General features: G+C 65.6%; 6 protein-coding genes. 5 read left to right on the plus strand and 1 reads right to left on the minus strand.

Annotated features, from left to right (window positions below):
• Positions 1 to 183: 183 nt before the first annotated feature.
• A complete protein-coding gene (locus ACWDTP_RS36805; protein WP_450028149.1) occupies positions 184 to 780 on the minus strand; it encodes a GNAT family N-acetyltransferase in 597 nt (198 codons plus the stop codon).
• Positions 781 to 916: 136 nt separating this feature from the next.
• Between ACWDTP_RS36805 and ACWDTP_RS36810 the strand changes: the two genes are divergently transcribed.
• The 5 genes from ACWDTP_RS36810 (at position 917) to ACWDTP_RS36830 (ending at position 5,759) form a co-directional block, all read left to right on the plus strand.
• Positions 917 to 1,423, plus strand: a complete 507-nt coding sequence (locus ACWDTP_RS36810; RefSeq protein ID WP_450028150.1) for a hypothetical protein — start codon at positions 917 to 919, stop codon at positions 1,421 to 1,423.
• A gap of 286 nt (positions 1,424 to 1,709) precedes the next feature.
• Positions 1,710 to 2,144: a cupin domain-containing protein gene (locus ACWDTP_RS36815; RefSeq protein ID WP_450028151.1), complete on the plus strand. Its 435-nt coding sequence runs from the start codon at positions 1,710 to 1,712 to the stop codon at positions 2,142 to 2,144.
• 81 nt (positions 2,145 to 2,225) lie between these two features.
• Entirely contained in the window at positions 2,226 to 2,666 is a 441-nt protein-coding gene (locus tag ACWDTP_RS36820; protein WP_450028152.1) for a hypothetical protein, read from the plus strand.
• A gap of 61 nt (positions 2,667 to 2,727) precedes the next feature.
• Complete coding sequence (gene lpdA, locus ACWDTP_RS36825) at positions 2,728 to 4,137, plus strand: dihydrolipoyl dehydrogenase (protein ID WP_450028153.1); 1,410 nt, start codon at positions 2,728 to 2,730, stop codon at positions 4,135 to 4,137.
• Between the two features lie 251 nt (positions 4,138 to 4,388).
• The gene (locus tag ACWDTP_RS36830; protein WP_450028154.1) at positions 4,389 to 5,759 is read left to right on the plus strand and encodes a rhodanese-like domain-containing protein; all 1,371 of its coding nucleotides are present in this window, start codon (positions 4,389 to 4,391) and stop codon (positions 5,757 to 5,759) included.
• Positions 5,760 to 5,967: the final 208 nt, after the last annotated feature.

Genomic DNA, 5,967 nt, shown 5'->3' on the forward strand with positions numbered 1-5,967 from the left:
GCGGTCGAATCTGTCGAGGTCAGAAGGACCACTTATGCACAACCCACCACACCCGCAATACCCCCGCGAGATGCACCCGACCATCGACCGCGCGGTGTCACCCGGAGGAAGGGAGCGTGAAAGTCTCTCCTCGGCAGCAGATCTACCAATCGCGGTTGCGCCCGGCGACGGGAGTGGCGCCGGTCAGTATCGGTGGGCGGTGGCGGTGGGTTCCGGGTAGTCCAGATCGGCCGCGGTCAGGCGATAAACCTGCAGGGTCAGGTCGTAGTATTTGTCGGTCTCGCCGACCCATTCCATTCCGACGCGCTGTGCGGTAGCCACTCCGCGAGTGTTTCCCGGGCGTACGACCGCGAATACCTCAGATACTCCCTTCGCGAAGGCCTGGTGGGCCACCGCGTGCCCGGCCTCAGCGCCGTATCCGTGTCCCCAAGCCGCCGGGGTGATCTGCCAACCGATTTCGAGGTCGGTGCAACCGGGCGGCAATGGCAGTAGTGACACCGCTCCGATGACCAGGCCGGTGTCGCGGATCTCGATCGCCCAGCGGCCCCGTGGCCGTCCGACGTCATCGTGTTCGGCGATCCAGCGAGTCAGCTGCTCGCGCATGTCTTCGCGGTCGGTCACCCGCCGCATCGCTGGGGTGAGCCAGCGCGCTACTTGCCGATGGCTGAAAATCGCCAGCGCGGCGTTCGCGTCGCCACCGGCCCATGGACGCAGACGCAGCCGCTCGGTGATCAGCTCGTCGGTGCCGGCCACCAGGTGTACATGGGCGCTCTCGCTCATCGACAACTCCTCGTTCTCAATCCGGCCGTCGCGCTAACCGGGACCGGACACTCCAATCACACCATGAAAGGGACCATATAGTCCATATAAAGTGCTACCGTTACCCGGGCGGTGTTCCCTCTGCTGGAGGTAGATCATGTCACATCCAGACGACGGCCAGGCCGACGTGCCTACGGCTGCTGCCGTCATCGCGCGGCGCGAATCCGCCTATGCGCGGATCAATCACTGGCGCAACGCTACTCGTGATCTCGTGCTCACCGGAGCCGCTACGGCGGTCACCGCCGACAGGGAGGTGTCTCCTGGCGTCGTCTCGCTGGTGCTGACCGCCACGGCGTTATCGAACGATCTGCTGCTCGCCGACAGTGGCAAGGTCGCATTGTCATCCCGCGCGGGCCAGGCAGACGTCCCGATGAGGGTGGTGCCGATGCGACTCGACATACTCAGCGATCTGCCGACGCTCCGCGTCCAGGGGCATGACGTGACGGAGCGCATGCAACTGCGACTGGCGGTGAAATTGACTGCACGAAACGTGCATACAGCCGCTCTATCGGTGCTGACATGCGATTACGACTCCGTTGACCTTGATCCGCTTAGCCCGTTCGCAGTACTGCCCTTCGAGCCACAGCACTGGGCCGCCCCGTAGTCGGGGTATAACCAACGACGATGGGCCAGCTATAAGCAGCACTGTTGGCCTTGTCGGACAGCGGTTGTCGCATGGTCGCCGCCTCCACCGCTGCGGTGTATGTTTTCGCTATGGGCTCAGAGCCCAGATCGTCGACCAAGTTTCTCGCCGATGCTCTCCACAGAGGGAATGACGAGCACCGCCACACCTTCTGACGCCGTCCGGCCGTTGCGCAGTGTGTGCGGACGGGCAGGACCGGCACTGGAATGCGGAAGCGTGCCACACCGATTCGAAGGGAAGGTGCCCAATGGCTCAAAAACGGCTGTTGGCTTCACTGAGTGCCGTTGTGATGTTCGCCCCGGTGGCACACGCCGACCCGGCTCCGGAGAATCCGGGCCAATCCGTCGCTGTCCGACCAGTTTTCGATCAACCAACCAATGTCCCGGGCAAGTCACTGCAAGCTGTGACCGTCACCTATCCGCCTGGCGGTAAGAGCGCCGCTCACCACCACGCGAAGTCGGCCTTCATCATGGCCTATGTGGTGTCGGGAGAGATCCGCAGTCAGGTCGAAGGTGAGCCTGCGCGTGTGTATCACGCCGGTGAGACGTGGAGTGAGGCGCCGGGCGCGCACCACACGATCAGTGAGAATGCCAGCGCCACCGAACCAGCCGAACTGCTCGCAGTGTTCTTGCTCGATACCGGAGACGGCCCGCTCACCACCGACGACAGTTCGGGAAGGTAGTCGCGGTGTTGTCGACCAGAGCGGTGCCCACTGGGCGGCGCAGGCGATGTGAAGACAGTGCGACCGTGTCTGGGACCGCCTATGCGCTCGCCTGATGCGACCAGTGTGGTCCGCTTTGTACTACGTGTGTCGCTTGCGGCAGCCTTTTTGTCCGGTGTTGCCGACAGATTCGGCTGGTGGGGGCGTTTCGGGCAGGGGAGCTGGGGCAGTATGAGCGCCTTCTCGGACTACACCCACCAACTCGTTCCGTTTGCCTCGGGATGGCTGTTGAGCCTTATCGTGTGGGCCGCCACCGTCACCGAAGCGACGTTGGGGGTACTGCTCCTGACCGGATGGTGGCCGAGGCTCGTTGGTGCAGCGGCATGTTCGGTGCTTGTGGTGTTCGGAACCGCGATGGCATTGTCGCTGGGTGCCGAGTCCCCGCTGAGCTACAGCGTCTTCTCTGCCGCCAGCGCGGCGGCGGCCTACGCAGTACTGGGATCGACATCGCGGTCCCGTCTCGAGCAGTCCACCCAGAGCTGATTCGTACTGGCCAGATGGCTGGCCACGGGACCAGGGGCACACCGACCGAAAGGATCGAACCATGCGGTATGACGTCGTGGTGCTCGGTGCGGGCTCGGGGGGTTATGTGGCCGCCATCCGGGCCGCGCAGCTGGGCTTGTCGGTGGCGATCGTCGAAGCCCACTATTGGGGCGGCGTATGCCTGAACGTGGGTTGCATCCCTTCTAAAGCGTTGCTGCGCAATGCCGAGATCGCTCATCTGCTGCGGACCGAAGCCGATCTGTTCGGCATCGAAGGGGCCACGACGATGCGTTATGGCGCGGCGTTCGACCGGTCTCGCCGGGTCGCCGTCGAACGGGTGCGCGGGCTGAGATTTCTCATGCGCAAGAACGGCATCGACGAATACGAGGGCCAGGGGTCGTTCATCGACCGCCACACGATGCGAATCAAGAGTGACGACATCGACACCCAGATCGGCTTCGACGCGGTGATCATCGCGACCGGTGCCACGCCTCGGCTGCTACCCGGAACCCGCCGAGGTCCCCGGGTGCGCACGTATGAGGACCAGATCATGTCCCGGGAGCTGCCGTCGTCGATCGCCATCATCGGCGCCGGTCCGGTGGGCATCGAATTTGCCTATGTGCTGGCAAATTACGGTGTCGAGGTGACCCTGATCGAAAGCCTGCAACGGGTCTTGCCCAACGAGGACGTCGACGTCTCCAAAGAGGTCGCCAAGGCCTACCGCGATCTCGGGGTCACGATGCTGGTCGACACCCGCATCGAAGGGCTGGCCGAAACAGCCGATGCCGCGACCATCACCTACCGCAGATCGGGCGCCGCCGGTCTGGACGTCCTCACCGTCGATGTGGTGCTGCAGGCGATCGGATTCGCCCCCAATACCCAGGGTTACGGTCTTGACGCGTTGGGCGTGGCGCTGGACTCCCGCACCGGCGGTATCGTCATCGACGACGTCATGGAAACCACCGTGCCCGGGGTGTACGCGATCGGCGATGTCACGGCCAAACTCATGCTCGCCCACGTAGCCGAGGCGCAGGGCATCATCGCCGCAGAATCCATCGCCGGCGTGCCGACCCTGGGGGTGACGGATTACGTGATGATGCCGCGCGTTACCTTCTGCCAACCCCAGGTCGCCAGTTTCGGCTTGACCGAATCTCAGGCCCGCGCCGACGCGGCGGCTCGTGGTTCCGACATCACCGTCGCCAAGTTCCCCTTCCGCGCCAACGGCAAGGCGCACGGTTACGGCGATCCCACCGGGTTCGTCAAACTCATCGCCGATCGCGCCCACGGGGAGCTGCTCGGCGGGCATCTCGTCGGCGCCGATGTCGCGGAGTTGCTGCCCGAGCTCACCTTGGCCCAGCGATGGGATCTGACGGTGGAGGAACTGGTCCGTAACGTCCACACCCACCCGACATTGTCGGAAGCGCTGCAGGAGGCATTTCACGGACTGGCCGGAAAGATGATCAACTTCTAGGCTGCTGGCCGCCGGCCCTGGCAACTGGGTCTCGACGCGCTGCACAACTGCGGACCGGATCGTTCGTATTTGGGGGTATCCTGTACCGAACAGACGCGCCGTGGGCGCACCTCGGGGGTGAGGTAGCGACGTCCACCGCGGGCTAGGGCAGGAAACTGTGACGACCGCAACGAGCACCGAACGTTCGACCCTCGAAGGCCGGGCGCGACCGCGGGTCCTCGACGCGCAGGGCAGCCGGTAGCGTGGCGCCGGTGACCGGCGGTGGCGAGCGTCCGCCCCAGCGGCGAACGACTGCGCGCGGGGAAGCGACCCGGGCCCGCATCATCTCGTCGGCCGCTGATCTGATGTATGTGCGAGGCGTCAACGCCGTCACCCTCGACGATGTGCGGGCCGCGACCGGCACCAGCAAGTCCCAGCTCTACAAGCACTTCCCCGCCGGTAAGCCCGAACTGGCCCGTGCGGTGGTGGCTTTGCGCGCCGAACAGATCCTGGCACGCGAAGGGCAGCGCCTGGCCCGGTTGACGTCGATGAACGGTCTGCGGCGGTGGCGTAACGCCCTGGTTCAGGGGGCCGCGCTGCAGGGCGGTGCCTACGGCTGTGCGCTGGGCAACTTGGTGGTGGAGCTCTCCGATCAAGACGAGCAGGCGCGCACCTCGCTGGCAGAGCACTTCGCGGTCTGGGAAGGGCTCTTGGCTTCGGGATTCCAGCGGATGCGGGCCGCCGGGGTTCTTCCCGTCACGGCTGACCCTGACGCGCTGGCCACCGGGCTGATGGCTGCGTTGCAGGGCGGCTATCTGCTGGCGCAGGCCGACCATGACGTCGCCCCGATGGCCACCGCACTCGACATGGCGTTGGCCCACATTGAAAGCTTGACCAGCACGCCGGCCCGGGCCAAAGCTGCGCAGGCGGCCGCGCAACCGCTGACCGCCGCACGCCTGCGCAGTGAGATCGACGCCGGCGCCACGGTCCTGGATGCGCGCAGCGCCGACGATTTCGCATCGGCCCATCTGCGTGGCGCGTTGAACGTCGGTTCCACCGGTTCGATGGCACTGTCGGTGGCGGCAATCTGTGACCCCGATGCCGCAGTCGTGGTGGTCGTCTACCCGGGTGAAGAAGACACCGCCGCCGCCCACCTGTCCGAGGCGGGATTCAGTGGGTTGGCCGGCGTCTTCGCGCTGCGCGCCGGGGCGGCGTTTCCCGCCAGGCTGGCCGATCTGGTGCAGAGCACCCGGAGGACCTCGCCACGCGAGCTCGAACAGCTGCTCGTCGACGATGCGGTCACCGTCATCGACGTGCGCGACAAGCGAGATCGAACGCGCAATACGGTCCCCGACACGATCGAGATCGCGTTGCCTCAACTCCGGGACCGCATACACACGATCCCGGCCGATAAACCCGTCGTGGTGTACTACGCGGCGGGCGGGCGGTCCAGCGCCGCGGCGTCGATCCTGCGAGCCAACGGCGTGGCCGACGTTTCCGAGCTGACCGGTGAGGTCACGGAGCGGGAACGTGGCGGTCGACCCAGGAAGGTTGCCAGGCCACGCACGGCGACTGTGCCCCCGCGCCGCACGAGAACCGCCCCGACGCGTCGAAAGGCACCGTCGAAGGCGAAGCCGCGCTGACATCGACCCAACTTCCGGTGCCGGTGCCGGGAACGTACTCGTTCGACGCGCGAAATACGCACCGGCGCAATGAATAGCCACCCGCCGCGCTGCGGATAGGGGACCGTCGACTTCCGGAGTGCTGTCGAACCGGCCGGGCGCATCTCCTGGGGTTATTGCGGGTGTGGTGGGTTGTGCATAAGTGGTCCTTCTGACCTCGACAGATTCG

It is taken from the genome of Mycobacterium sp. NPDC003449 (assembly GCF_053588415.1).

Coding starts and splice junctions, on each gene's coding strand:
- ACWDTP_RS36805 (WP_450028149.1), bottom strand. CDS start 780: ATGAGCGAGAGCGCCCATGTACACCTGGTGGCCGGCACCGACGAGCTG.
- ACWDTP_RS36810 (WP_450028150.1), top strand. CDS start 917: ATGTCACATCCAGACGACGGCCAGGCCGACGTGCCTACGGCTGCTGCC.
- ACWDTP_RS36815 (WP_450028151.1), top strand. CDS start 1,710: ATGGCTCAAAAACGGCTGTTGGCTTCACTGAGTGCCGTTGTGATGTTC.
- ACWDTP_RS36820 (WP_450028152.1), top strand. CDS start 2,226: ATGCGCTCGCCTGATGCGACCAGTGTGGTCCGCTTTGTACTACGTGTG.
- lpdA (WP_450028153.1), top strand. CDS start 2,728: ATGCGGTATGACGTCGTGGTGCTCGGTGCGGGCTCGGGGGGTTATGTG.